Origin of the sequence: Candidatus Methylomicrobium oryzae, assembly GCF_016745425.1 — a bacterium.
Taxonomy (GTDB): domain Bacteria; phylum Pseudomonadota; class Gammaproteobacteria; order Methylococcales; family Methylomonadaceae; genus Methylomicrobium; species Methylomicrobium oryzae.
Map to the genome: position 1 here is coordinate 167,109 of NZ_JAERVK010000002.1, position 26,806 is coordinate 193,914.

A 26,806-nucleotide genomic window follows, 5' to 3' on the forward strand; every position below is an offset into this window, starting at 1 on the left:
AACAAGAGGTATCCAGTGACTACCAGTATCGAAATCAATGAATCGGTCCGCCATTATTACGGACAGGTGCTGCAGTCGAGCAGCGACCTGAAAACCAGCGCCTGCTGCAGCATCGAGGCAATGCCAAATTATCTGAAAGCCTTATTGGCCGGTTTACATCCGGAAGTGCTGGAGCGATTCTACGGCTGCGGTTCGCCGCTGCCGCCGGCTTTGGAGGGCAAAACCGTGCTCGACCTGGGCTGCGGCACCGGCCGCGATTGCTATCTGCTGTCCAAACTGGTCGGCTCTACGGGGCGAGTGATCGGCGTGGATATGACACCGGAACAGCTGGAGGTGGCCGTGCGGCACCGGGGATGGCACGCCGAACGCTACGGCTATGCCAATGTCGAATTTCTGCACGGACATATTGAAAATCTGACGGCGGTCGGGATCGCCGATGACAGCATCGATGTGGTGGTATCCAATTGCGTGATCAACCTGTCGCCCGAAAAGCCCCGCGTATTGGCCGAAATCTTCCGGGTGCTGAAACCGGGCGGCGAACTGTATTTTTCCGACGTGTTTGCCGACCGGCGCATCCCGGCCGAATTGCGCCGCGATCGTGTACTGCTCGGCGAGTGCCTCGGCGGGGCATTGTACTGGGAAGACTTCCGGCGAATTTTGCAGGACCTGGGCTGTCCGGACGTCCGCAGCGTCAAGCGGAATGCGATCAGCTTGGACGATCCGGAGGTATTCGCCAAGATCGGCATGGTCAATTTTCAGTCGGTCACGGTACGCGCCTTCAAAATGCCGCTCGAAGACCGGTGCGAAGATTTCGGGCAGGTGGCGGTGTACCTTGGCAGCCTCCCGGAACATCCGCACAGTTTCGATCTGGACGATCATCATCATTTCGAGACCGGCCGCCCGCTGCGGGTCTGCGGCAATACCGCCGACATGCTGGCCGGCAGCCGTTACGGCGGCCATTTCCAGGTGCTGGGGGATAAATCCCGCCACTTCGGGTTGTTCGATTGTTCGCCGGGTCCCCAATCCGCCGGCGCTCCAAAAGCGGACGGCGCCTGCTGCTGAAAGGCGGCCGGTCATCTTTTGGATCTGGTAGGAAATAACTTCCCGAATGTGGATTGTTTTAAAAAGCAGAGGCTTCACTCCCCTCTTTGAAAAAGACGACTGCAGGGAGACAGGAGGTACGAGCCCAAGGAAGGGTGAGGTAGATCACGTCGGGAACACGCGATCGAGGGCAATGCAGGAGCTATATTGCCGAGGGGCGGGGGAGATTTTTTAAACAAATCCCCCTCGATCCCCCTTTTTCAAAGGGGGAAGTTGTTTTTGACGAAATCCTAAGTGCAATCGATACCGATACGGCAATATGGATTTCTCCCAGGGCAAACCCGAGGATTAAACATGCATGACACCAAACCGCTGCTGGCCGACAGCGACTTTCCGGCCATTTTTCGGCGGCCGCTGGAAATCCTTCAGGTGAATCTCGGTTATCTGTGCAATCTGAGCTGCGTGCATTGTCACGTCAACGCCGGGCCGAAGCGCACCGAGTCGATGAGCCTTAGGATTATCGGCCAGGTTCTCGCACTGGCCGAGGCCGCCTCCATACGCACCCTGGACCTGACCGGCGGCGCGCCGGAAATGCATCCTCATTTCCGTTATCTGGTGCGGGCGGCACGCGGGCGCGGCCTTAGCGTCATCGACCGCTGCAACTTGACCATTTTGGAGGCGCCGGGCTACGAGGATCTGGCCGAATTCCTGGCCGCGGAGCAGGTAGAGATCACCGCCTCCCTTCCCTGCTATCTGGAAGAAAACGTCGATAAGCAGCGCGGCAAGGGCGTATTCCGGCAAAGCCTGACGGCTCTCGGGCGCCTCAACCGCCTGGGTTACGGCCGGCCGGATAGTCCGCTGAAACTCAATCTGGTCTACAATCCCTTGGATGCGGCGCTGCCTCCTGACCAGCATCTTCTCGAACAGGCCTATAAACAGCACCTTCGGGACACTTACGGGATCGTCTTCAACCGCCTATTCGCGGTCGCCAACATGCCGATCCAGCGTTTCGGCAGCATGCTGGTCAGTCAAGGCCGTTTCGAGGCTTACCTGAATCTGCTCAAAAACAGCTTTCGTTCCGATAACCTCGATAACCTGATGTGCCTCAATACGCTCAGCATCGATTGGCAAGGCTACCTTTACGACTGCGACTTCAATCAGATGCTGGCGATGCCGTTGGGCGCCGTTGCCGAATCCAGGCTCCATATCGACGAATTCGATCTGAAACAGTTGGAGAACGCGCCGATCGCGACCGCCGCCCATTGCTACGGCTGCACGGCGGGTCAGGGCAGCAGTTGCGGCGGAGCGCTGAAATCCACTTCTTCGTGATGCCGGCCGGTTTTTTCAATCTCGAAATCCCGTTGCCTCGAACCGATGCCGCTCCAATCCGTCGCTGATTTCTCCGAACCAAGCCAGGAACTACGCGGGAATACTGCGTACGCTTGGCCTTTTGAATAGGCATGATCTATCTTTTCCCCGACAGCGTATTGCTGATTTTCTGCAAGGCGCCGATTGCCGGCCAGGTGAAGACCCGGCTCCAGCCGGCGCTGACCGCCGAACAGGCTGCGGACGCGCATCGCCGGCTGGCGCGCATGACGCTGGAGCGCGCCTTTGGGCTGCCGTTGTGCCCGGTCGTGCTGTGCTGCGCTCCGAATGCCGAGCACGCTTTTTTTCGCCAATGCGCGGCGGATTATCCGCTCGCCCTCGCCGATCAGCGCGGTAATGACTTAGGCGAGCGCATGCGGAATGCTTTCGCCGAAGCGCTGCGCCATTACCGGCAGGCGATTCTGATCGGCTGCGACTGCCCGAGCCTGACGGCGGACGATTTGCGTGCGGCCCTGGCGGCTCTCGGGAACGGCAGCAATGCGGTGATTTCCCCGGCAATAGACGGCGGCTATGTGCTGATCGGCATGAAGACCGATCAGCCGGTGCTGTTCAGCGGCATGCCCTGGGGAACCGACAAGGTCATGGCCGAAACCCGCCGACGCGCCGAGAAGGCCGGGATCAGTTTGTGCGAGCTGGAGTCGCAGTGGGATGTCGATACCCTTGAGGATTGGGAGCGGTATTTGAAAATATCCTGTCTCGATAGCTCGGACGGATGATCGGCGCTGTTCCGGCGACGATTGCGCTGCGGGGCACTCGATTGATCACCTCCGTCAGAGAGCCGGTTTCTGTTGAGCCAGTGCCGGGTTTATCGGGAAAGCGGCCCTGGATTATGAATATGACTGAAAAATATGCATTTCAGCCGGAGAAAACTTTCTCCTCTGGAATGAGGATGCGAAAGACGGCCCCCTGACGGCGCTCGACGGTGAGCCGGCCATGCAGTTGCAGGACCAGGCTTTGTACGAGTTGCAGGCCCAGCGAAGGCGAGTGGTCGAGATCCAGGGCCTCCGGGAAGCCGCATCCGGTATCGCCCACTTCCAGCGTCAGGCCGTCGGCTGCCTCCTGCGCCAGGGTCACCCAAATCTCCCGTTTTTCGCTGCTGCTCAGCGGGGGAAAGGCATGCTTAAAGCTGTTCGAAACCAGCTCATTGACGATCAGCCCCAGCGGCAGCGCAGCGTCGATGTCCTGCGTGAAGGGAAGAATGTCCAGACGGACCGTGACCGGGGGAACGGTGTGCGCAAACGAGCGGTGAAGGTGGCTGACCAATTGCGCCACATAGTCGGCGAAATCGATCGTCTTCAGGTCCCGGCTTTTGTAGAGCTGCTCGTGGATCAAGGCCATGGACCGGATCCGGCGCCGGCTGTCCAGAAACAATTCCTGTATCCCGGGGTCGGTTTGGGCGGCCGATTGCAGCTGGAGCAGGCTGGCGATGATTTGCAGATTGTTCTTGACGCGGTGATGGATTTCTTTCAGCAGCACTTCCTTTTCATTCAGGGATGCCTGTAATTGCGCTTCGTTGCGCCGAAGCTCGGCGGTGCGTTGCAGAACCCGCTGCTCAAGCTCCATGTTCAGCCTTAGCAGTTCCTCTTCCGCCTGCTTGCGTTCGGTGATGTCCAGGACGAATGCGACGCCATTGAAGTGCTCGTCATCCAGCAAGGCGCCGGCGACGATTACAGGCAGGTGCGTGCCGTCCTTCCGGATATATTCTTTCTCGAAAGGAGCTGTATTGACGCCGCTATTCGTGAGTTCGCGCAGCGTGCGATTGTCCAGATGCCGGTATTCCGGAGGCGTTAGCCCCCGCCAGTCGAGTCGGCCGGCGATCAGATCTTCGCGATCGTAACCGACCATCTCCAGGAATTTATCGTTCGCATCGACGATGCACCCGTCGACGTTCCAGTAGATGACGCCCAACAAGCCCGAGTCGTAGAAGCGGCGCAGTCGGTATTCGCTTTGGCGGAGAGCTTCATCAACTTTCCACCGTTCGGTCGTTTCCCACGCCGTGTTCAGTAGGCCCCACTCCCCGTTTTCGGGCAGGCGGATGCGGTACAAAGACCAACTGAAATAAGCCTCTTCAACAGGTCCGTTCTCGGATCGGCGAATTTGATAAGGCTGGTCTATGGCCGAGAACGGTTTCCCGGAATCGGCCACATTTCGGAATATGTTTTCAAGGTTCGGCACCTCCGGCCAAACCTCCTGAATCCGCTTGCCGACCATTTCTTTTTCCGGTGCGATCCTCTGGTACTCCGGATTAACCAGCAAGACTCTCAAGTCCGAAGCGCGCAGAATGCTGATCGCGGCAGGCAAATGATTGACTACCGTTTCCAGCAGATCGCGTGTTTGTTCGGCCTCATGCCGTGCTTTTTCCAGTTCGGTTGTCCGCTCGGCCACGCGCTGCTCCAATAACGCATTGGCTTCGTGCAGCGCCTGCTTGGCCCGCTTCATTTCCGTGATGTCGATGCCCACTTCCATGATCATCGGCGAGCCGTCCGTATCCGCGAACGGAAAGTCGTGGATTTCGTAATCACGGCCGTCCGGACCGCTCCACCGCCAGTCCAGCGGCGCCCCTGTCTGGAATACCTTGAAGGTGTCGCAAACTTCGCAGGGCTCGTTGCGGTTAAACAGATACTTATAGCAGCGCCGCCCTTGGGCTTTCCCGTAGCGTTGTTCGAAAAAACGGTTGGCAAAGATGACCCGATAATCCTTCGATAGCAGTACCACGTAAACCGGCAATGCCTGCAACACGTCATATAGCCGCCGGCGTTCGGCCTGCACGGATTTGTAGGCCTGATTCAGTTCTGCGGTCCTTAGCGCCACCTGGCGGCGCAACTGCCAGGTCCATAGCCCCATCAATGCCAACAGGCCGAGAGCAGCCGATATGCCCCAAGCTAAATAGGTCACCGGAAAAGTCGGAATCTCATAGATGCCCAGCCATTTCCGGTAGAGCCGGTCGTATTCGCCATTGGCCTTGACGATGGCGAGGCCCTGATTGAGACGATCGCGTAATTCGGTATTGCCTTTACGGACGGCGAAACAGAATTCCCGCCGGTATTCCTTGAGCAAAGGGCCCGGCACGATAATGCTTTCCAGGCCGATCCGATGCCTCAACTGATTGCCCTGCAGCTGTGGGGCCAGTAGCGCGTCATGCTGTCCTGAAGCCAACAGGCGAAAGCCGTCAGCCAGATTATCGACGAGCACCAGTTGCTGATCAAAACCACGGCTGCGGAGCGCATCATGTGCGGCATCCGCCCGCACTACGATAATGTTCAAGCCCCGGGCCTGCTCGATAAATTTAATCGGGTTACGCCCTTTACGTACGAAGAAGCTGTCATAGCCGATCGTATGCGGTTCAGTAAACTCCACCTCACCTTCGCGTTCCGGCATATGCGCGACTAACGGCAGGGCATAGACCTTGCCCGTTTTCAGTCCCTGCCAGACCGTATCCCAGCGTCCCGGATGAAAGCTGATGGGAATATCCATCGTAGCGGCAACGGCCTCGAACAGCTCGACGGCGAAACCGGTCGCCCGGCCCTGATCGTCGATATCGGCATAAGGGAGAAACCCGATTTCAGAGCCCACGCGCAGGGGCTGCTGCGGTTCGGCGCCGGCAAAACCCGGAAACCCGGCGATAATACAGGCCAACAGTAAGGCGAACAGGCTCGATGGACAAGAAAAGGGAAGCGTCGCGGCCTTTGCCGGAAAAGGAAGTAATGTTTTCAAGGTGAAGAGCTCGGGATCGATTCTGAAATAAGAAGACATAAGTAATGAACGCAGCCGTTAAACCTTGGCTTTAGCCGGGTAAGGGCCTGCCGGTACATTAAAGAACGCTTCCTTACGTTTTAATTCGGCTATCGAATGGATGATATTACTATAAGTGCGCTTCGAGGAAACAACCGGTTTTTGATATGAGTCATGGACTTGGACACGTTTTACTGAAAAAATTCGGTACCTGATTGACAACCGAAGCATCTTCATTGTCAAAACGATACGTTGATCTTTCTATTCCCTCTATCAACCGTCGATTCATGGAGGCAAACAATGAGCGATCCATCAACGAGAGCGTATTTGTCGGCTCACGAGTTTTTCTCCGGCCTGGACGATGAGGCCCTGGAATTCCTGTCCGAGTGCGCGGATACGCGGGTGATCGAAAAGGGGCAAATTCTGTTTCGGCAGGGCGAAAATGCGGACAAGTTCTATATAGTCCGGCGCGGGCGGATTACCGTGCAGATGCCGGCCATCCTGGGGCCGCCTTTGGAAATCCAGACGCTGGGTCAGGGGCAGGTGCTGGGATGGTCGTGGCTGATCTCGCCTTATAAATGGACTTTTCAGTCCAGGGCCGAGGAGGAGTCGGAAGTGCTCCAATTTGACGGGGCAGCGATTCTGGCGCGGTGCGAGGAGGAGCCGAAATTCGGCTACGAACTGTTGAAGAAATTTGCGGGCTTGATGTCGGTACGCCTCGATGCGGCGCGCCTGAAGATGATGGATGAATGGAACCCCGCCGGGTTTGCTTAGGTGCCGTTGCTCGTTTCGCCGGCATGTTGAAATTGCAGGTGCAGCATCCCGGCCTGGAGTTTTACGATCGCCGCTTCAAACCCGGCGCTTATCCCGGCACGCAGGCGGAGCCCATGGCGCGCCGGCACGGTTCGGCGGAAAAAGCAGGTCCCTTTAATACGGATTAAGAGCTAAAGGCTGTTACGCTGTGAAAGCCGCCTATATAAAATCCCCCCTGCCCCCCTTTTTCAAAGGGGGGAAAGCGGCATTGTCAAACGTTATTGATTGTCGATGTGGGCAATGCTCAACCGAGCGGGACGGAGTTTATAACCCCGTCCCCCCGGTTTGAAAATCCTCCGCAAACACAAACTCATCTCCCTTGTCCGTCCCGCTTTAACCGTTACGGACGGGATAAATATCCTGTCCGGCTCTTGAAGTATGCTGGCGGCACGGTTAGAGGCCGGTCGACAATGGCCAAAACGACATCCCCGTTGAAAAAGGGATGCCGCTTTCTCCCCCCTTTGAAAAAGGGGGGCAGGGGGGATTTGCTCTGCAAATAGTTGATGGGACAACCCTGATGCAGCGCTTAATTCGCATTTTACTCGGTTCTGGCCGTTGTTTTGTCTGGCGGGGCGCCGGCTTTACCCGATTCGTTGATGATCAAGGTATCTTCATAAAAATCCACCGCACCGCTGCCGACTTCATACATGCCGCCGACGATGCCGATCTCTCCGTTTTGAATCATTTCCTTCAGGATCGGGCTGCGCTCCATGATCGCATGGACGGTGCGTCTGACGTTAATCATCGCCACTTTTTCCACGAAATCGCCGTTACCGGAGTTCCGGTTCGTCGTTTCGGTTTTCTCCTGATAGACCGCCGGCTGCAGTTTGCCGAGCAGCGCGGTCAGGTTGCCCATTTCGACGTGGTCGCAGGCCCCTTTCACCGCGCCGCACTTGGTATGACCCAGCACGACGATGATCTTGGCGCCGGCGACTTTGCAGGCAAATTCCATGCTGCCCAGGATGTCTTCGTTGATGATGTTGCCGGCAATCCGGATGCTGAAAATATCGCCCAGCCCCTGGTCAAAGATCAGTTCCGCCGAAGTCCGGGAGTCGATGCAGCTCAGGATCACCGCAAACGGATGCTGGCCGTCGGAGGTTTCGTTGACCTGCTGCAGCAGGTTGCGGTTAATCTTCAGGTTGCTCACGAAGCGTTTATTGCCTTCCTGCAGCAAATTCAGCGCTATCCGGGGCGTAATTAGGGCCTGCAATTCTTTGGTCAGGGTTTTCATGGTCGATTATCCTGCGTGTGAACGGGTTAATTGAAGCGGATCAGATTAAATTGATTTTTTCTACGGAAATGTTTTTGGTTTTGGCGCTGTGCTCGTAGTTTTTAATGACCTCGACGACATCCTGAGCGATCGATTTCGAATGGGAACCATCGACGATCACTTTCGAATTGGCCGGGATCGAATCCAGCACCTGGAGAATATTGGCCTTGTTGAAAAAAGACACCACTTCCGCCAGCACCAGATGATGCGTTTTGCGGCCGTCTTTCGAAGTGACGGTGTCTTTCATCGAATAACCGTTCAGGTAGCTGTTGCGCAAGGTATAAAAGATTCCGAAAACCATTCCGATCGCGATTCCGGTCAACAGGTCGGTCGCCAACAGGCCCATCACCGTGGCGACAAACGGCACGAACTGCTCGCTGCCTTGGGCGTACATCTGTTTGAAAAGGGCCGGCCTGGCCAGCTTATAGCCGACCGTGATCAGGATCGCCGCCAGGCTGGCCAGCGGGATCATGTTGAGGAGTTCGGCCAACGTGATCGCGCTGATCAGGATGAAGACGCCGTGCAGGATCGCCGACAGCTTGGTCTTGCCGCCGAACGAAATATTGACCGAACTGCGCACGATCACCTGGGTAATGGGCAGGCCGCCGCACAATCCCGAGACGATGTTACCAAGACCCTGCGCCTTCAATTCCCGGTTGGGCGGCGTTACACGTTTGTAAGGATCCAGTTTGTCGGCGGCTTCCACGCTCAACAGGGTTTCCAGACTGGCAATCACCGCAATCAGGAAGGCAATTTTCCAGACTTCGAAGCGAGTGATCATCGAAAAATCGGGAAAAATAAACTGGCCGAAAAAGCCGGCCATGTTTTCCGGAACCGGGATGTTGACCAGATGATCGGGTGCCAGGCTCAAATTTAAAAATCCCATCCGGATGCAGTAATTGATCGCGATGCCGATAAAAACCACAACCAAAGAACCCTGCAGCACCTGGAACAGTTTGTGTTTTTTCATCAGCACCGTTTCCCATAGGATCAGGATCGCCAGCGACAAAAGCGAAATCAGCAGCGCGGCCGGGGTAATGGCCTGTACGGCATTGCCGATCGCGGACAAAGTCGTTTCGCCGGACGCCTGCAAAAACGAGAAATCGCCTTCGAAATCCCTGTCGTAGCCCAGCGCGTGGGGTATCTGTTTGAGGATGATCAAGAGCCCGATGCCCGCCAGCATCCCCTTGATCACCGAAGAGGGAAAAAAGTAAGCGATGAACCCCGCCTCAAGATAACCGAGTATCAACTGCAGGGCGCCGGCCAGCACGACACAGGTCAGGAATTGCGGCCAGGACCCGAGCGCGGCGACGGAAGAGGCTACCAGAATAGTCAAGCCGTTGCCCGGTCCGCTGACGCCCAAAGGCGAACCGCTGGCGATCCCCACCACGATGCCGCCGATGATTCCCGCTAAAATGCCGGCAAACAAAGGCGCGCCGGACGCCAAGGCAATGCCCAGGCACAAAGGCACCGCTACCAGAAATACCACGATGCTGGCCGATAAATCGCTTTTGAACTCTTGAAACAGTCTTGGGGTGGACATAACAGGTCACCGAGAATAGCAATGCTTTCAGAAATCGATAGCAATACTATCATTGTAAATTGTAATGCTTCAAGTATAATTTTTTCCCGGCCCGTAGCCGTCCTGCCGGCATACCCTATCGACAAGTCAATCCCGCAAAAAGCTTAACCCGACATCATGGACATACAACTGCATTTCAAAATGAATGAGAAACTCTTTCTCAAAGATCCCGAACAGTCGGAACTGGGCAGGAAAATCATTCAGCACAGCATCCTGTTGATCCATCAAAACGGTTTCGAAGCGTTTACGTTTAAAAAACTGGCGGAACACATCGGCACGACCGAGGCAGGCATTTACCGTTATTTCGAGAACAAGCACCGATTGCTGGTTTATATCGCAGCCTGGTATTGGAGCTGGCTCGAATATCAGGTCGCCTTTCAGACCCACAATATTCAAGACCCGGTAATCAAACTAAAAAAGGTGATCAAATTGCTGGCCTTTTCCGTGGAAGATGACTTGAGCACTCATCATGTCGACGAAAGTCTGCTGCATCAGATCATCATCACGGAAGGGTCGAAAACCTATTTGACCCGACGGGTTTCGGAAGACAACAAGGACCGGCTGTTCAAGCCGTACAAGGATTTGTGCGCGATGATCGGAAATATCATTCTGGAGTGCCGTCCGGACTATCGCTATCCGAAATCGTTGGCCTCCACGATCATCGAAATGGCCCATTTCCAGAATTTTTTCATGAATCATCTGCCGTCACTGACCGATTTCGGGAACGATAAGAACGAACTGAAAATCGTCGCGTTTCTGGAGGATCTGGTGTTTTCCTGTATTCGAAGCTAAAAACCGGAGCGCTGAAAGCGTGGGTGATAAGGTTCCAGTGCCCTTACTCGTCCTTACACCGGAAATAGGAAAATCCGGTCCATTATCCTTATTTGCAGGGCTTTTACCCTGAAATTTGTCCCGCTTTGCAACGGATAATTCAGTATTTGGTCATAAAAACATGAACCAAATTACCGTACAGCAGCTGCAGGATCATGTCGAGAAACTGTCCGGCGGAATCGGAGAACACAACGTTTTTCATCCCGAAGCGCTCGCGGCGGCGGCCGATTATATTGCCGAGCAATGGCGGCACCAGGGCTACGGGGTCCGCAAGCAGAGCTATCGGGTAAGAGGCGGAGAATGCAGCAACTTGGAAATAACCTGCCCCGGCACCAACCGCAGCGAGGAAGTCATTCTGATCGGCGCGCATTACGATTCGGTCGCGGGCAGCCCCGGGGCCAACGACAACGGCAGCGGCGTGGCGGCGTTGCTGGAGCTTTCGCGCTTGTTCAAGCGTGATCAGCCGGCAGTGACGTTGCGCTTCGTCGCTTTCGTGAACGAAGAGCCGCCGTTTTTCTTCTGGAGCAACATGGGCAGCATGGTTTACGCAAGATCCGCCAAGCGGCGCGGCGACCGGATCCGCTACATGATTTCGCTGGAAACGATCGGTTATTACAGCGATGAGCCCGACAGTCAGTTTTATCCGCCTTTCCTGAAATATTTTTATCCGGATACCGGCAATTTCATCGCTTTCGTTTCGAACCTCGGCTCCGGCCGGATCATGCGGCGCTGCCTGAAAAACTTTTGTTCGGCCAGCGATTTTCCGGTGCAGTCGATCGCCGCCCCTTCCTTCGTCCCCGGCATATTCTGGAGCGACCACATGGCGTTCTGGCGGCACGGCTATAAGGCCTTCATGATCACCGATACGGCGCCCTACCGCTACCCGTACTACCACACGCCCGAGGACAAGCCCGACAAGCTCGATTATCGCTCTTTCGCGCGGGTCGCGAATGGAGTGTTTTTGATGTTGAAAGCCGAACAGTAAGCCGGATCGACCGATTTATCTTTCGGCAGAATTAAAGAGGAGGTGAGTTGGGTCAATTCGAAGGCAGCGGCGGCACCGGTATGATTCAGCGGCTTGCCGGCGCCGCGGCATTTTTCCGAGAGTGATATCTCGGCATGAGTTTGAAAATATTAGGAGGACGCACATGGCTCTTAGAATCAATGATGAAGCGCCGAATTTCACGGCCAAAACGACACAGGGTACGATCAATTTTCACGAATGGATCGGCGACAGTTGGGTAATCCTTTTTTCGCATCCGAAAGACTTTACGCCCGTCTGCACGACCGAGCTCGGCTACATGGCGAAGCTGGAGCCCGAGTTTCGCAAACGCAACTGCAAAATCATCGGCCTGAGCATCGATCCGGTCGAAAGCCACACGGCATGGTGCAAGGATATCGAGGAAACTCAAGGCTGCGCGGTCAATTATCCGATTATCGCCGACGACGAGCTGAAGGTTGCCAAACTTTACAACATGCTGCCCGCCGACGAGCCGGGCACATCGGAAGGCAGAACTGCCGCCACCAACGCGACGGTGCGCACCGTCTTCATCATCGGCCCGGACAAAAGAATCAAGCTGATGCTGACCTATCCGATGGCGACCGGCCGCAATTTCGACGAAATTTTGCGGGTATTGGACTCTATGCAATTGACTGCGAAACATAAGGTGGCAACGCCGGTCAACTGGAAGAGCGGCGAAGACGTGATCATCTCCCCGGCCGTATCCGACGAGGAGGCGAAGGCGATGTTTCCCCAAGGCTGGAAGACGCTGAAACCTTATCTGCGCGTTGCCCATCCCCCCAAGTGAGAGGCCGTCCTTGCGCAGTAATGGGCCCGCCGGGTTTTATGAACCCGGCAGGTCTTCAGCCGAAAAAGCGGGTGGAATGAGATCCGGCGGAGACCGGTAAGCCGGCATTTCGATCGCGACAACCTCGGTTCCCTGCATAATGCAGACATCTTGGTAACGGTCTTTGCCTGTGGCCGAGAACTCGAACGTAAAACGTCTCAGGATGCGGAGTTTTCCCGCCTTGGTCCGTTCCAGGCCGAAGCGGCTCAAGGCGACATAATCGTCCAGCATTTGCACCTCGCACAATCGGCATTGACGCCGGGTTGCCGCCAAAGCGGCTTCTTTGACTTGCTGGGCATGGCGCCAATACAGATACGCTGCGATCAGTAACGCAATCAGCACGGTGTCGGTGGGCATCGGTTCGGGTAAACGGGGTGAAATTTGTTATTAGTCTGCCAATTGTACTAAGATTGCCGGAAATCCGATAAACAAAGGGTGATCGATGAAATTTCCGATAACCGGCGGCTGTCTGTGCGGCACCGTGCGCTATGAGATCGGCGCGAAACCGGTGCGGATGGTGAATTGCCACTGCAGGACCTGCCAGAAATCGTCCGGCTCGCCTTACATGGCGCTGCTGTTCGTGCCGGCTTCGGCGTTGAAGGTGAACGGAAATTATCGGGAATTTCCGACTGCCGCGGCGAGCGGCAATACGGTTTACCGGGCTTTTTGCCCGCAGTGCGGAACGCCCCTGTTCGGACGCAACAGCGCCTTTACCCAACTCCGGCCGGTCGCGGCGATGTCCCTCGACGACCCCGGTCTTTACCGTCCCGAGCTGGATATGTGGGTTGCCGATGCTCAATCCTGGGATTCAATGAATCCCGACTTACCCAAATACCCCGGCAATTTCTGGCAAACTGCAGATTGAATGCGAATTAAGCGCTGCATCGGCCAACTATTTGCAGAGCAAATCCCCCCTGCCCCCCTTTTTCAAAGGGGGGATGTCTCCAGCGTACTCGCTCTCTTTTCAAAAAGGGGATAGCCGTTTTGGTCAAAGGGGGAATGGCGTTTTGGCCATTGTTGAAGCGACGCCTGCCCTCGCCCCTTTGACAATGCCGCTTTCCCTCCCTTTGAAAAAAAGGGGAGCCGGAGTATTAACTACGTCGACAAAATAACGTTTGACAATGCCGCTTCCACCCCCTTTGAAAAAGGGGGGCAGGGGGGATTTTAAATTAGACTGCTTTCACAGCATAACAGCCTTTAGCTCTTAACCCGTATTCGAGAACCCGCATGAACCCACTCAGTATCGTCGAAATCGAGCCCCGGGCGGAGCACCGCCATTCGATCATCTGGCTGCACGGCCTGGGGGCCGACGGGCACGATTTCGAATCGATCGTGCCCGAGCTCAGGCTTCAGGCCGAGCCGCACATTCATTTCGTTTTCCCCGACGCCCCGTTTCGCCCGATCACGATCAACGGCGGCATGACCATGCGCGCCTGGTTCGACATTCTCGAACTCTCGCGCAACCTTAGGGTGGATATTGCCGGCCTCTATGATTCCTGCCGATTGATCGAGCAGCTGATCGAGGCCGAAATCGCCCGGGGCATTCCGTCCGAACAGATCCTGCTGGCCGGCTTTTCCCAGGGCGGCGCGGTCGCTTTACAGGCCGGCCTGAGCTATTCCCGGAGGCTGGCCGGCATCGTGGCGCTCTCGACCTTTCTGCCGACGCTGGCGCAGTTGGAGTCCGAACGCTCAGCCGCCAATCAGGATCTGCCGATCTTCATCGGGCACGGCATCCTCGACTCGGTCGTCGCGGTCGAATACGGCAAACAAACCAGCGACCGGCTACAAGCATGGGGCTATCCGGCCGAATGGCACGATTACATGATGGACCATTCGGTCTGTCGGGAAGAAATCGAACGGATCGCCGGCTTCATCAATGGCATCTTTCGTTAGATCGCTTGAATCTGCCTTCGGGCAGGCCTGCTGCGCTTAGGATTTCGTCAAAAACAACTTCCCCCTTTGAAAAAGGGGGATTGAGGGGGATTTGTTTGATAAATCTCCCCCGCCCCTCGGCAATATAGCTCCTGCAGTCGTCTTTTTCAAAGAGGGGAGTGAAGTCTCTGCTTTTTAAAACAATCACCATTCGGGAAGCTATCTTCTACCAGATCATTAGCGTTCTTTCTATCATTACAAAGGCACTGTAAAAAACCGTCACCGTTTTGCCTCCTGGGCCTATAAATTTCCTCGAAGCCCTGCAACGCAGGGAAAGATTTTTTCCCTCCGTGTCAATAGACGAATACCCCCCGTTTTTGGTATAGTGAATGGATTTAGGGTTGTTCTATAACCCCTCATCTTGGTTGGTTTTTCATACTCATCACTCTGGAGAGACTCAATGGCAATTAAAATTGCAATCAACGGTTATGGCCGAATCGGCCGCAATGTGATTCGCGCCCTCTACGAATCAGGCCGCACCAACGAAATCAAAGTCGTCGCCATCAACGACCTGGGCGACAGCAAAACCAACGCGCATCTGACCCAGTATGACACCGTACACGGTAAATTTCCTTTCGACGTGAGCGTCGACGGCGACTACATCGTAATCAACGGCGACCGGATCCGAGTCCTCTCCGAGCGCGATCCTTCTAAGCTGCCTTGGGGCGAACTGGATATCGACGTCGTGCACGAATGCACCGGGTTGTTTACCAGCAAGGCGAAAGCCTCCGCGCATATTACCGCCGGCGCGAAAAAAGTGATCATCTCCGCACCGGGCGGCAACGATGTCGATGCGACAATCGTTTACGGCGTCAACCACGATACCCTGAAAGCCTCCGACACGGTCATTTCGAACGCCTCCTGCACCACCAACTGCTTGGCGCCGCTGGTCAAGCCGCTGCACGATGCGATCGGTATCGAACACGGTCTGATGACCACGATCCACTCATATACCAACGACCAAGTGTTGACCGATGTTTATCACAGCGACCTGCGCCGCGCGCGTTCCGCCACCCAATCGATGATCCCGACCAAGACCGGCGCTGCCGCTGCAGTAGGTCTGGTACTGCCTGAGCTGAAAGGCAAACTGGACGGTTTCGCGATGCGCGTTCCGACCATCAACGTTTCGGTCGTCGACCTGGTGTTCAAGGCGAAGCGTCCTACCAGCAAAGAAGAAATCACTTCGATTCTGACTGCCGCTTCCGAAGGCCCGCTGAAAGGCATTCTGGCGATCAATGACCTGCCGCTGGTTTCGAGCGACTTCAACCACAATCCGGCTTCTTCGATCTTCGAAGCGCCTTCCACTTACGTGGTCGACGGCGATTTCGTGAAGGTTCTGTCCTGGTACGACAACGAATGGGGCTTCTCGAACCGGATGCTGGATACCACCGTTGCCTTAGTCAACGCTAAATAAGCGATTTATCATCGAATGTTAAGACGAACCAAAATTTTAGCGACCCTGGGTCCGGCTACCGATAAACCCGGCGTGCTGGAAGGGTTATTCGAAGCCGGCATCGATGTGGTCCGGATGAACTTCTCGCACGGTTCCGCGGAAGATCATATCAACCGCGCGGAGCGGGTCCGGGAGCTCAGCAGGAAGACCGGCCGCCGCGTCGGCATTCTCGGCGACTTGCAAGGCCCCAAGATTCGAATCGAACGCTTCAAAGACACCAAGGTCATCCTGAACGAAAGCCAGGACTTTGCGCTGGATATCAACATCGGCAAGCTGGACGGCGACGAAACGCAGGTCGGGATCAGCTACGAGCCGTTGCCGCGGGAAGTCAAACCCGGCAGCCGGCTTCTGCTGGATGACGGCCGCATCGTGCTGGACGTGGTGAACGTCGAACCGAATTTGCGGATCAACTGCAAAGTCGTCGTCGGCGGTTACCTATCCAACAACAAAGGCATCAACCTGCTCGGCGGCGGCCTGTCGGCTGCGGCCTTGACGGAAAAGGACAAGGAAGACATCAAGACGATCGCGAAAATCGGCTGCGATTTCGTCGCGGTGTCGTTCCCGCGTTGCGCGGCCGACCTGAACGAAGCGCGCGGACTGCTCGAAGCCGCAGGCTGCTATGCCAACATTGTCGCCAAGGTCGAACGCGCCGAAGCGCTGGACGTCATGGATGAGATCATTCTGGCCTCCGACGTGATCATGGTCGCCCGCGGCGACCTCGGCGTCGAAATCGGCGATGCGAATCTGCCGGCGGTACAGAAAAAGCTGATCAAACGTTCCCGCGAACTGAACCGGGTCGTGATCACTGCGACGCAGATGATGGAATCGATGATCGACAACCCGATTCCGACCCGCGCGGAAGTGTTGGACGTCGCAAACGCGGTGTTCGACGGCACCGACGCGATCATGCTGTCTGCGGAAACCGCTTCCGGCAAATACCCGGTCAAGGCGGTCGAAGCGATGCACCGGATCTGCATCGAGGCTGAAAAGCAGCCGAGCATGCTGAGATCGGAACACGTCCCGAACGTCAATTTCGAACGCGACGATGAAGCGATCGCGCGGTCGGCGATGTACATGGCGAACCATACCGAAATCAAAGGCATCGTCGCGTTGACCGAATCGGGCGCGACGCCGCTGTGGATGTCGCGGATCAGTTCCGGACTGCCGATCTTCGCGATGAGCCGGCTGGAAAAAACGCTGGGTAAGGTGACCCTGTATCGCGGCGTCTTCCCGATTTATTTCCCGTTGGAAATGAATATGGATCACGGGGAAGTGAACCGCAATATCGTCAAGGAACTGCGCAAATGGAAGCAAGCCAAAGACGGCGACAAGTTCATTATCACCAAAGGCGATCTGAACGGCGTCGAAGGCGGCACCAACACGCTGAAAGTGGTTGTGGTCGGGCAAGGCCTGACTCCTTAAGCGTACTTTCGCCTCCGGCTTAACCGGAGGCGAGTCCTCTCCCCGCCTTTTCTTCCCAGACTGGCTCAATCGGGCCGAATTCCCGTCGCCCGTTCCTTCGGGCGGCTCTGCTTGCGGTTTCTGTTTACCTGAGCATCGTGATGGTCAATTGATAAGCCCTTCCCGTCGCCAATCCCGCATCGTGGATCAAGGCGCGCCATTCCCCGACTGCCGGATTCTTTATCTGAACCGCCTCGAAAATCCCCGTATTGATCGAGATGGCGTTTGCGGCCAACGGATCTATGCCGGGCGTCAGCTGGTATCTCAAGTACAAGTCGAGGCTATTGTCGACGAAGCTGCCGTTGAACGATGAAGACGGAAAACTTTCCTCACCGTTCAGCGTTACCTTTAGCACGCGAATTCCTTTCGGCACCTCGAACCTGTGAAGCACCGCTTCTTTATCCGGAAGCGCTTCGCCGGAATCGCGGGATTCCTGGAAAACCTCGGTGATTCCATCGCCGACCTGGGAAACCCATCCGCAGCGCTCCGAATTAAAGGCGCTCGGTTTGCCTGCCGCGATTCCGTCCAGTTCATCGACGAGCCGGATGTGCGCGTCCCGCTCACACTCGGCCAGCATCGCCGCATCGCTTTTCGCGTCGCAGCCTCCCCCAAACCGGTCGCCGCCCGCAACCAGGGCGGCCACAGTCCCTTCGGGGCAAGCTTTGAGAATCTTTTTCTGTAAGGACGCAGCGAACTTTTCCTGGGCGGCGAGCGTGGATGGAAGCGGGCAGCCGGCTACGGCCGCGCGCGCTTTATCGATTCTGACTTCGCATTGATTCAGCAACCTCAGATTTTTGAAGAAATAATTTTTTGCCGCGCCGCTGACCGTCTTTTGGCATTCGGCCAAAGCCTTGCCGGCAATGGGGAGTTCGGCTTCGGCATATTGCACATCGAGCATTCGGGCCACGGCGTCGTTTCCGGCCGCTACAAGGCAGCCGCTGAGTTGGGCGGGATCGGCCGCATCGGCGCAGGCGCCGCCCAGCTTGGAATTTTCGATCACTTCTGCCGGACAGCGCACCGCGAGTTTATTCGTCCCGAGTGCTGCCTGCGCTTTATCGACCTTTGCCTGCGCCTTACCCGAAAGGCAATCGGCCAGCACTGTTTTGCCCGACAGCGCGGCATCGATACACTGTTTTTTCGCGTCGTAAACGATGTTGATATATTTTTTAAGCCGGTTTCGGATGTCGATACGGCACTTGCCGGATTCGTCCAGGGAGCCGGCCAATTTGGAATTGATATAGCTGCGATTTAGATAGATGTTGGTGCCGAACGAAAAGCTGTCGATGCCGCAATCATCGAACACGCCCGAGGAGACTCCTGCAATGACGCGCCCGATTCCCCGGTCGATAAACAGCGGCCCTCCCGAATCACCGAAGCAGATATTCGAATCCGTTCTTCCCGCAATTTCCTGATATTTCCAGCAGATATTCGCCGGTTGCGGCAGGTCGGCATCCGCGCAATTCGCGGTGATGATATTGCCCGTCCGTTTGATTCCGTAATCGTCGGCTGTACCGGATGTCATCCCGAATCCGACGATCCCGCCGGGCGTACCCGCAGCGGGGGTACCGGCAGTATTGATCGCAGCCGGAGGAATGCCTTGCTCCGGCAAGGCCAGCGTCAGCACCGCAATATCGGAGGCCACGCCGAATTCGAACGCCGGATGCACATGAACCGCGGAAACCGGATGAATGCCGCTGTTCTGCAGGTATACCCGCAAATCGGTGGCCAGCCTAGGCTCGCAGGCTTCGGATAGAAATGAATTCAGAAACGGGCGGGCATTTTCGCAGACGCAGTGCGCGGCGGTCAAAAAACTTCGGCAGCCGATCATCGTGCCCGTGCAGATACCCGCGTAAGCCGGCGGCGATGCGCCGGGTGCCAGGGAAAGCAGCAGCGCGCCGACCGCAGGTTCGTCCTGGGTTGTCCGGCCGTTCACGATGCTGGGCTGGGGGACGGCGGCAAACGCCGGCACGGCCGCCGCCAGCAATAGGCAAATGCTGAAGTATCGATTCATTACCTTCGTTCCTCTTCAGGAATAGTTTCCATCCTAAGCAGACAGGGTTTCGATTCCGCTGTGGGGAACTCTCAAAGACACGGCCATGTTATTTTCCACTTCGCAGCATTTCCCTGATCCTGCCATGCGTACACAACCGGTGGCACGAGACGGGCCGGAATCCCGAATGCGGGGAATCCGGCGAACGGTCCGGTTATAGCTTGATATTCAACGAATGCAGCTTGCGGTATAAATGCGTGCGCTCCATCCCTACGATCGAAGACAACTTGGCGACGCTGCCGCCGCTTCTTTCGAAATGGTATTCCAGATAAGCCTTTTCGAATTGGTCGCGCGCATCCTTCAGCGGCAGATTGAAAAAATCCGGGACCGACGATGACACGGGAACTTCGTTGCTCACCGTTCCCAGTGCTGACTTGACTTCTTCCAGTTCGATGTCTTCCCCGACACCGAGAATCATCAGCCGTTGCACCAGGTTCTTCAATTCGCGCACATTGCCGCGCCAGCTGTAATTGCGCAGGAAATTCTGAGTCGCCATCGAGAATTTCCGGAACGGCAGATTTTCGTGCTTTACGAAGTAGTCCACATAAAAGTTCAACAGCCCCGGCACATCCTCGCTATGCTCGCGCAAGGGCGGTATGGCCAGAGCCACTTCGTTCAACAGGTAATACAATTCCTGCCGGAAGCGGCCGGCTTTGACCTCTTCGTCCAGAGGAATCCGGGTCGATGCGATCACCCGCACGTCGACCCGCACCGCCTCGCTGCCGCCGACGCGCAGGAACGAGCTCGACTCCAGTGCGCTCAGTAGACGAAGCTGCGTTTCCTTGTCCATTCCGCCGATCTCGCCCAGAAACAGGGTGCCGCGGTGCGCCCGTTCGAGCAGACCCGGATTGACCTTGCCCGAACTTTCCTTGCCGAAAAATTCGACCGCCGAATTTTCCGGGGCGATGCTGCCGACCGCGACATCGACGAACGGCCCGTTCCGCCGCGGGCTGTTGTTGTGCAGATAGCGGGCAAACAGTTCCTTGCCGACGCCGGCTTCCCCCGCCAGCAAAACCCGCGCTTCGTGCTGCGCAAGGCGCTTGATTTGGTCCTTGATCCGGGCGATCGCGGCGCTTTTGCCGACCGGCTCGATGTCTGCATACAATTGTTGCCGGAGCCCGGCATTTTCCTTTTGTAGGTTGCTCGTTTCGAGCGCACGGCCGACAATCAGCAGTAATTTGGCCAGCGACAGCGGTTTTTCGAGAAAATCGTAGGCACCCAGACGCGTCGCTTCGACCGCCGTTTCGACCGACCCGTGCCCGGACATCATCACGACCGGACACAGCATCGCATCTTCGGCGACCCATTCCTTCAGCAGCGTGATCCCGTCGGTATCCGGCATCCAGATATCGAGCAAAATCAGGCTCGGGTTTTCCGTTTTCTTCAATTCGCGTGCTGCGGCGGCGTTATCCGCCATTGCGACTTCATAGCCTTCGTCCGCGAGGATTTCGCCGACCAGGCTGCGGATTTCCGGTTCATCGTCAACGACGAGAATGCGAGTTTTGTTTGCGTTCATATCGGTTTATTTGAAAGTTAAATGGCGGGCAGCTGAATGATGAAGCCTGCGCCTTGTTTGTGTCGGGTATCGACCCAGATCGCACCGCCGTGCTCTTCGATGATTTTTTTGACGATCGCAAGCCCGAGCCCGGTGCCTTTGGCTTTAGTTGTAACATAGGGTTCGAAAATTTGCTCGATTTGTTCTTCTCTGATGCCTGGCCCGTCGTCGAAGAAGCCGATTTCGATGAAATCGCTGTTGTTCTTTTGCACCCGGCGCATGTCGATTTCGATATGGCCGTTGCCTTCGGTCGCTTCCAGGGCGTTTTTGAGCAGATTATGCAGCACTTGCCGGATGCTGACCGGATCGCCGTTGATGCAAAGCCGCTTTTTATCCTGTTCGGCCTGTACGATAACGCCCGATTTCAGCGTATAAAGCCCGAGCACCTCCTGGACGAGCGCATACAGATCGATATTGACCGTCTGCTTTTTCGAAGTCTTCGCGTACTCGGAAAAATCGTCGACCATTTCCTTCATCGCCTCGACCTGCTGCACGATCGTGCGGGTCGAGCGCTGCAGGATATCGGCATCGCCGGATTCCAGCTTGGCGGACAGTTTAAGCTGCAATCGTTCGGCTGACAATTGGATCGGCGTCAGCGGGTTTTTGATTTCGTGCGCGAGGCGCCGGGCGACCTCGCCCCAGGCGGCGTTTTTCTGAGCCTGAATCAAATCGGTCACATCGTCGAATACCACGACCGCGCCGACGCGAGTGCCTTCGTGCGAAAACATCGGGGTGCCGCGGCAGAGCAGCTCCCGGCGGCCGCTCTGACCCAAAAAGGCAATCCGCTGCTGCCAAATATCGTCCGCCTGTTCCAGTAAACGCTGAATCGATTTCAGCGGTTCGGACAGCTCGCTATGCTCCTCGGCCAGCGATAACAGCGATTGGCCGATGAATTGGTTCACATGCACATGGAAAATCCGGAACGCCGCCTGGTTCGCGGTGCGGATCTTATACCTCGAATCGAAGCTGATCACGCCCGCGGTCAGGTTGGCCAGTATCGTTTCGAGATAGGAGCGCTGGTTTTCGACCTCGACACCGGCCCGCCGGATCTCGTCGCGGGCGCGCGCAATGCGCTGGGTCATGATGTTGAACGACTCGACCAGAAAGCCCAGATCGTCCTGGGCGGCGACCGGCAATTGCTGGTCGTAATGCCCCGAAGCGACCGCCTGCGTGCCTTTGACCAGTTCCTTGACCGGCGCGACGATGTTGCGGATGCTGATGAAAGCGACCCAGATCGCCGCCAGCAAGCTCATCAGCAAAACCAGCGACAGCGCCAGCGAAAACGTCAGTTTCAGCGAGTCCCTGAGAAAATTCATTTCCTGGTAGCGTACGAAAGCGAACTCGACCGAGTCGGCCAGATCCGCAATCCGCAAAGGCACCGGAAACAGCGCCTGGATATACCACGTGTCCAGGCCTCTGACCGCCACGATCGAGCGGATCATCAGTTCGTTCTCGCTGACCGGGGCCAGCGCAATATAATCGTCGCTCTGGCGCAATTGCAGCCAGGTTTGCTCGTCGGGAATGCTGGGCAGAATATCGGTCGGATTCGCGCTGCTGGACGCGATGATTCGGCCCTGGCGCGAAAACAGCGTCATCTCTGCGGCACCCACCTGCGCCCGGTAATTTTCGATTTCATGCGCGGTAAAGCCGTCGGAACCGAGCCGGAGCTTTTCGGCCAGTTGCCGGGTCTGCATCAAATGCCAGTGCATTCGTTGATCCAACGACGCCTGGCTCAATTCGAGCGCATCTTCCATCGCCCGGTCGATTTCGACGTTGAACCAGCTGTCGATGCCCTGATGCAGAAACTGCATCGAAAAATAAAACACGATCGCGGCGGGCGCCAGAGCCTGCAAAACGAACACCGACAACATCCGTGTGGTCAGCCGTGAGCCGGCTTCGCGTTTTTTGAGCTGGCGCGCCAGTGCGTAGATGTTCGCGACAACCAGCGCGAGCAGCACCACCGAACCGAGCGCATTGATCAGCAGCAGCCAGGAATACATCGCGCTAAGTTCGGAGGACTCCTGGGTCGCCGTGCTCATCAACTGCAGCGAAAACAGGATCAGCGCGAACAGGACCAGGATCGATACGCTGACCGGCGGTTTCAGTTGTTCAGATGCCATAAGTACCAGTCGCTGGATAAATACCACTGGGAATTGAGATAGGCGAAAGGGCGCAGCGGCAAAGGCAGCAATTCGCGGTCGAAAACGACCCGTATGCCTGCGGTGTAGCGCAGGCCGGGAGTCAGCATTGTTCTGGCTGCGATCGGCATAGAGTGAATCGTCGACAGCGCATCCAGGGCCGAGGCCAGCGATGAAAAATTACCGCCTTCGCCGCTGTCTTCGTTACGGACCCGGTAAACGTTCAGCAGGGCCTGATATTGAATTCTGAAGCGCAGACTCTTTTCGGCGATCGTTTCGTCCGGCCAGAAGTCGCGCTGGCGCATTATCTTGATATTGAGCGCCCAGAACAGCGGCACGCCGTTTTTGAGGGCGTCGATCGCTTTCGGGCTGAGCCGGTAGAGGATCTCGGCGGACAACACATATTCTTCGCTCTGTAAGTCCAGATCGGCATATTTGACCACTGCGGCGTAAGGTCCGGCCGACGCGGGCAAAGGCGCCAGCCAGCCCAGAATCAGCAGATAGATTGCTATCTTACGCTTTGCGGAGGCGGGCATAATAAAAACCGTCCATCGCCAAGTCGCCGGGCAGAATCTGCCGCCCTACTGCGCACGCGGTACCCCATTCCGCAGTGATGGGCCATTCGATCGCGTCGGGATGGCCAGCCAGAAAGTCCACCATCTGACGTTCGTTCTCTTCCTTCAACACCGAACAGGTGGCGTACAGCAGGCATCCCCCCGGCGCCACCATGTTCCAGGCCGCGTTCAGGATTGCGCGTTGCTGCGCGGCGAGCGGTTCGATATCCCCGGCGCGGCGCAGCAGTTTGATGTCGGGATGGCGGCGAATCACACCGAGCGCCGAACACGGCGCATCGACCAGAATCCGGTCGAACTGCCGCCCGTCCCACCAGTCTTCGGGATGTGAAGCATCGCCGACTGCCGTCTTGGCCTCCAACCTGAGGCGCCGCAAATTTTCCTCTACGCGGCGCAGCCGGTTTGCATCGACATCGATCGCAACCATTTCTTTCAGTTGCGGCTGCATTTCGAGAATATGCGCGGTTTTCCCGCCCGGTGCCGCGCACAGGTCGAGCACTCGCTGCCCAGGCCGCACGTCAAGCAGGCCGGCGGCCAGCTGGGCGGCGGTATCCTGAACCGAAACCAGGCCTTCGGCAAACCCCGGCAGCCTCTCGACCGGCACCGGCTGGTCAAGGACCAGGGCGGAAGCGCAAAAATCGGGCAACTCGGCGGCAAGGCCCTGTACATTCAACAATTCACAGTAGGCTTCCCTGGAGATCCGGGACAAACTGACCCGTAACGCGAACGGCGGCGGCTGATTGTTCTCCCGCAGGCAGCGGTCGGCTTTATCGGGCCAGTCCTGGCGGATTTTTGCGATCAGCCATTCAGGATGGCTGCAGCTTGCCAAAAAATTCTCGTCGGCCGCTTTTTCGAACTGTTCCCGTTCTCGGAGATAACGCCGCAACAGCGCGTTGATCAGACCTTTAGCCCAAGGTTTGCGTCCTGCCGCATTCACCGTTTCGGAAACCGCCGCATGCGTTTTGATCCGCATGAAGCCGAGCTGGTAAAGTCCCACGAGAATCAAGAGCCGGATGTGAATATCTTTCAGCGGCTTGTCGAGAAGTTGGCACAGAATGAAGTCGAGCCGGTGATACTGCCGGCAGACGCCGTAACATAAGGCCTGCAACAGCGCGCGGTCCTGCACCGAAGGCACGGTCTGCAGAACCTGCTCGAGCGCCGCAGTCAGCGATTGGCCTTCAGCCACGACCCGGGTCAGCACTTTGGCCGCAAGCAATCGTAGATTCACGGCCGATCAACCCAGCTTCAGGCTGTGCAAGTCATGCGCATTCAGAAACGCCTGCGCCGGCATCCGTTTGCCGCCGGGCAACTGCACCTCGAGAAGCCTGAGCCAGCCGCTGCCGGTCGCTACATCCAGATGCTTTTGCGTACATTTCACCTGTCCTGGCTCTGCACCCGTAGGTCCGGGAATCGGTTGCGCACGCCAGATGCGCAGCGCTTCGCCGCGGTATAGGGTTTGGGCGACCGGCCAGGGATTCAGGCCTCGCACTTGTCTGTCCAGTTCGTCCGCCGGTTTTGTCCAGTCGAGGGTGGCTTCGCTCTTTTCGAGTTTGGCGGCATACGTCACCAAGGCTTCATCTTGCGGCTCCGCATGCACCGTCCCGGCCTCGACCTGGCGCAAGACTTGTTCGAGGCCGATCGGCCCCAAAGCGGCCAATTTGTCATGCAGATCGCCGGTCGTGTCCTCCGTGCCGATTGCGACGGTTTCCTTGTGCAACATGTCGCCGGCGTCCAGCTTCAATGCGATGCGCATGATCGTGACGCCGGTTTCGGCATCCCCGGCCATCAGTGCGCGCTGAATCGGCGCGGCGCCGCGCCAGCGGGGCAACAGAGAGGCATGCACGTTCAGGCAGCCGTATTTCGGGACATCGAGTACCGCCTGCGGCAAAATCATCCCGTAGGCGACGACAACCATCAGCTCGGGTTCGAATGCGGCAAGTCGGGCAACCGCTTCGGCCGATTTGAGCGAATCGGGCTGCAGTACCGGAATCCCGGCGGCCTGCGCGGTTTCCTTGATCGGACTCGGCTGCAGCTTGCGTCCGCGTCCGGCGGGTCGGTCGGGCTGCGTATAAACGGCGCAGACCTCGTGTCCGGAAGTCAGCAGCATTTTCAGGGTCGGCACCGCGAATTCGGGGGTGCCGGCAAAAATAATCCTCATGCTTTGCTGGCTTCCATTTTATGTATTTTTTCGAGTTTCTTTTTGATGCGTTGACGTTTTAGCGGGGACAGATAATCGACGAATAATTTTCCGTCCAGATGGTCAATTTCATGCTGAATACAGACCGCCAGCAAGTCTTTTGCTTCCAGTTCGAAAGGCTGTCCGTCGCGATTCAATGCCTTGACCCGCACATGTTCGGCCCGTTGGACCTTCTCGAAAAAGCCCGGCACCGACAGGCAGCCTTCTTCGGATTCCTCTACGCCGTCTTTCGCGACGATTTCCGGGTTGATCAGACAAAGCGGCGCATTTTTTTCTTCGCTGACATCGATCACGATTACCCGCCGGTGCACATTCACTTGCGTCGCTGCCAGCCCCACGCCGCGCGATTCGTACATCGTCTCGAACATATCGTCAACCAGTTTCCGAATCGAATCATCGACCGCCTGGACTTTTTCGGCTTTTTTGCGCAACCTTTCATCCGGAAACTCCAGAATGGTTAAAATACTCAACGAACTCTCCACATTTGGTAACTGTTATCGATACTGGAATTCTATCTGATTTAGAACAAAATCTAAATCGGATAAGCAATTCAAGGGGCTCAGTGAAGAGGCCGGACGAACTGCCTTTGGTGTTACACTCACCGGTAACCCCAGATGACACACAGAGGGTTCGCGATGAGCAAAAGTTCCTCATCATACACTTACCAGAACCGGCAGGCATTTGTTACGCGCGGCTAGTTCATCCCAATAGCTCTTCGCGATCAATTCGGCAACAAAAGAGAGGTTCGGCGGTCGTTACAGCCTGACAGCCGGAAGCTTGCAATCAAACAGGCTAGAGCTTATCGTGTGCAGTTTGACGTTCTTCTTGATGGATTCATGGCCGGCACGACGATACCTCGGAACGTCCCTCAAGCCGCATTGATGCGTTAAAAGACCCGTTTGGCGCGATTCAGGCCGCGTTTGAGGATAAAAACCACAGTCACCCT

The 26,806-nt window shown here is 56.6% G+C and carries 23 protein-coding genes; 12 read left to right on the forward strand and 11 right to left on the reverse strand.

The features are described from left to right. Positions 1 to 15 precede the first annotated feature (15 nt). The 3 genes from JJL52_RS02850 to JJL52_RS02860 all read left to right on the forward strand — a co-directional run bounded on the left by JJL52_RS02850 (position 16) and on the right by JJL52_RS02860 (position 3,143). Positions 16 to 1,062 (forward strand): methyltransferase domain-containing protein, encoded by a 1,047-nt coding sequence (locus JJL52_RS02850; protein ID WP_202050884.1) that lies wholly within the window; start codon positions 16 to 18, stop codon positions 1,060 to 1,062. Positions 1,063 to 1,395: 333 nt separating this feature from the next. Next, positions 1,396 to 2,370 carry an arsenosugar biosynthesis radical SAM (seleno)protein ArsS gene (arsS, locus tag JJL52_RS02855; RefSeq protein ID WP_202050885.1) on the forward strand — a complete coding sequence of 325 codons (975 nt, stop codon included), beginning with the start codon at positions 1,396 to 1,398 and terminating at the stop codon, positions 2,368 to 2,370. Between the two features lie 131 nt (positions 2,371 to 2,501). Continuing rightward, complete coding sequence (locus JJL52_RS02860; RefSeq protein WP_202050886.1) at positions 2,502 to 3,143, forward strand: TIGR04282 family arsenosugar biosynthesis glycosyltransferase; 642 nt, start codon at positions 2,502 to 2,504, stop codon at positions 3,141 to 3,143. A 139-nt stretch (positions 3,144 to 3,282) separates the two neighbouring features. Here JJL52_RS02860 and JJL52_RS02865 read toward each other — a convergent pair whose 3' ends face one another. Then, entirely contained in the window at positions 3,283 to 6,141 is a 2,859-nt protein-coding gene (locus JJL52_RS02865; RefSeq protein WP_236994009.1) for a histidine kinase dimerization/phosphoacceptor domain -containing protein, read from the reverse strand. A 318-nt stretch (positions 6,142 to 6,459) separates the two neighbouring features. Between JJL52_RS02865 and JJL52_RS02870 the strand changes: the two genes are divergently transcribed. Then, a complete protein-coding gene (locus JJL52_RS02870) occupies positions 6,460 to 6,933 on the forward strand; it encodes a cyclic nucleotide-binding domain-containing protein (protein WP_202050888.1) in 474 nt (157 codons plus the stop codon). 23 nt (positions 6,934 to 6,956) lie between these two features. Next, on the forward strand, positions 6,957 to 7,100 hold the full coding sequence (locus tag JJL52_RS02875; RefSeq protein ID WP_202050889.1) for a hypothetical protein: 144 nt from the start codon (positions 6,957 to 6,959) through the stop codon (positions 7,098 to 7,100). Between the two features lie 410 nt (positions 7,101 to 7,510). On the opposite strand, the gene JJL52_RS02880 is transcribed toward JJL52_RS02875, so the two are convergent. Together JJL52_RS02880 and JJL52_RS02885 are read right to left on the reverse strand one after the other, a co-directional pair. Beyond that, positions 7,511 to 8,203 carry a carbonic anhydrase family protein gene (locus JJL52_RS02880; protein WP_202050890.1) on the reverse strand — a complete coding sequence of 231 codons (693 nt, stop codon included), beginning with the start codon at positions 8,201 to 8,203 and terminating at the stop codon, positions 7,511 to 7,513. Between the two features lie 40 nt (positions 8,204 to 8,243). Beyond that, positions 8,244 to 9,785: a SulP family inorganic anion transporter gene (locus tag JJL52_RS02885; protein WP_202050891.1), complete on the reverse strand. Its 1,542-nt coding sequence runs from the start codon at positions 9,783 to 9,785 to the stop codon at positions 8,244 to 8,246. A 180-nt stretch (positions 9,786 to 9,965) separates the two neighbouring features. On the opposite strand from JJL52_RS02885, the gene JJL52_RS02890 reads away from it, so the two are divergent. The 3 genes from JJL52_RS02890 to JJL52_RS02900 all read left to right on the forward strand — a co-directional run bounded on the left by JJL52_RS02890 (position 9,966) and on the right by JJL52_RS02900 (position 12,463). Further along, on the forward strand, positions 9,966 to 10,616 hold the full coding sequence (locus tag JJL52_RS02890) for a TetR/AcrR family transcriptional regulator (protein WP_236994010.1): 651 nt from the start codon (positions 9,966 to 9,968) through the stop codon (positions 10,614 to 10,616). A gap of 160 nt (positions 10,617 to 10,776) precedes the next feature. Further along, positions 10,777 to 11,640: a M28 family peptidase gene (locus tag JJL52_RS02895; RefSeq protein WP_202050893.1), complete on the forward strand. Its 864-nt coding sequence runs from the start codon at positions 10,777 to 10,779 to the stop codon at positions 11,638 to 11,640. A gap of 163 nt (positions 11,641 to 11,803) precedes the next feature. After that, positions 11,804 to 12,463, forward strand: coding sequence for a peroxiredoxin (locus JJL52_RS02900; RefSeq protein ID WP_202050894.1), 660 nt, complete (start codon positions 11,804 to 11,806; stop codon positions 12,461 to 12,463). A gap of 36 nt (positions 12,464 to 12,499) precedes the next feature. Here the strand turns inward: JJL52_RS02900 and JJL52_RS02905 are convergent, their stop codons facing one another. Then, complete coding sequence (locus JJL52_RS02905; RefSeq protein WP_202050895.1) at positions 12,500 to 12,859, reverse strand: DUF3301 domain-containing protein; 360 nt, start codon at positions 12,857 to 12,859, stop codon at positions 12,500 to 12,502. Between the two features lie 85 nt (positions 12,860 to 12,944). Between JJL52_RS02905 and JJL52_RS02910 the strand changes: the two genes are divergently transcribed. From JJL52_RS02910 to pyk, 4 genes are all read left to right on the forward strand, one after another. Continuing rightward, the gene (locus JJL52_RS02910; RefSeq protein ID WP_202050896.1) at positions 12,945 to 13,367 is read left to right on the forward strand and encodes a GFA family protein; all 423 of its coding nucleotides are present in this window, start codon (positions 12,945 to 12,947) and stop codon (positions 13,365 to 13,367) included. A 362-nt stretch (positions 13,368 to 13,729) separates the two neighbouring features. Further along, positions 13,730 to 14,395 (forward strand): alpha/beta hydrolase, encoded by a 666-nt coding sequence (locus tag JJL52_RS02915; protein ID WP_202050897.1) that lies wholly within the window; start codon positions 13,730 to 13,732, stop codon positions 14,393 to 14,395. Between the two features lie 439 nt (positions 14,396 to 14,834). Then, entirely contained in the window at positions 14,835 to 15,848 is a 1,014-nt protein-coding gene (gene gap, locus JJL52_RS02920; protein ID WP_202050898.1) for a type I glyceraldehyde-3-phosphate dehydrogenase, read from the forward strand. A gap of 15 nt (positions 15,849 to 15,863) precedes the next feature. After that, entirely contained in the window at positions 15,864 to 17,309 is a 1,446-nt protein-coding gene (pyk, locus tag JJL52_RS02925; RefSeq protein WP_202050899.1) for a pyruvate kinase, read from the forward strand. Between the two features lie 124 nt (positions 17,310 to 17,433). Here pyk and JJL52_RS02930 read toward each other — a convergent pair whose 3' ends face one another. The 7 genes from JJL52_RS02930 to def form a co-directional block, all read right to left on the reverse strand. After that, complete coding sequence (locus JJL52_RS02930; RefSeq protein WP_202050900.1) at positions 17,434 to 19,359, reverse strand: S1 family peptidase; 1,926 nt, start codon at positions 19,357 to 19,359, stop codon at positions 17,434 to 17,436. Between the two features lie 193 nt (positions 19,360 to 19,552). Beyond that, a complete protein-coding gene (locus tag JJL52_RS02935) occupies positions 19,553 to 20,914 on the reverse strand; it encodes a sigma-54-dependent transcriptional regulator (protein WP_202050901.1) in 1,362 nt (453 codons plus the stop codon). A 17-nt stretch (positions 20,915 to 20,931) separates the two neighbouring features. Then, positions 20,932 to 23,073 (reverse strand): sensor histidine kinase, encoded by a 2,142-nt coding sequence (locus JJL52_RS02940; RefSeq protein ID WP_202050902.1) that lies wholly within the window; start codon positions 23,071 to 23,073, stop codon positions 20,932 to 20,934. Next, positions 23,055 to 23,627, reverse strand: a complete 573-nt coding sequence (locus JJL52_RS02945) for a DUF4390 domain-containing protein (RefSeq protein ID WP_202050903.1) — start codon at positions 23,625 to 23,627, stop codon at positions 23,055 to 23,057. Before JJL52_RS02945 ends, JJL52_RS02940 begins: the two co-directional genes overlap by 19 nt. After that, positions 23,605 to 24,891, reverse strand: coding sequence for a 16S rRNA (cytosine(967)-C(5))-methyltransferase RsmB (gene rsmB, locus JJL52_RS02950; RefSeq protein WP_202050904.1), 1,287 nt, complete (start codon positions 24,889 to 24,891; stop codon positions 23,605 to 23,607). The genes JJL52_RS02945 and rsmB overlap by 23 nt, the downstream gene beginning before the upstream one ends. Before the next feature lie 6 nt (positions 24,892 to 24,897). Next, on the reverse strand, positions 24,898 to 25,821 hold the full coding sequence (fmt, locus tag JJL52_RS02955; protein WP_202050905.1) for a methionyl-tRNA formyltransferase: 924 nt from the start codon (positions 25,819 to 25,821) through the stop codon (positions 24,898 to 24,900). Further along, positions 25,818 to 26,330, reverse strand: a complete 513-nt coding sequence (gene def, locus JJL52_RS02960; RefSeq protein WP_202050906.1) for a peptide deformylase — start codon at positions 26,328 to 26,330, stop codon at positions 25,818 to 25,820. The genes fmt and def overlap by 4 nt, the downstream gene beginning before the upstream one ends. Between the last annotated feature and the right edge of the window lie 476 nt (positions 26,331 to 26,806).